General features: G+C 64.2%; 1 protein-coding gene. It reads right to left on the bottom strand.

Features of this window, described 5'->3' with window-relative positions:
* Positions 1–25: 25 nt before the first annotated feature.
* Positions 26–254, bottom strand: a 229-nt coding sequence (locus tag AC5IJH_RS18435) for a hypothetical protein (protein ID WP_491904280.1), incomplete at its 5' end; no start/stop codon positions are given.

Below are 254 nucleotides of genomic sequence, written 5' to 3'. Positions count from 1 at the left end.
CGCAGCGACAGGCGAGTAGGCGCGCTCAGGCCGGGGGCAGCGCGGCGATCGATTCGCGAACACGGTCGAGCAGCGTGACCAGCTCTGCATTGCGCCGACGCAAACCGTCTACGACGGCTGCGGGCGCCTTGGCGAGGAACGCCTCATTGCCGAGCTGGCGATCGCTGTTCTCTTTTTCTTTTTCAAGGCGGGCGAGCTCCTTCGACAGTCGCTCGCGCTCGGCTTTTGCGTCTACCGGCTTTTCGTAAACGACG

Origin of the sequence: Candidatus Dedyshia acidiphila (genome assembly GCF_051025295.1) — a bacterium.
GTDB lineage: Bacteria > Acidobacteriota > Terriglobia > Terriglobales > Acidobacteriaceae > KBS-83.
Note: the sequence above shows the minus strand (reverse complement) of the source record. Positions and strands in the feature narration are given on the sequence as shown.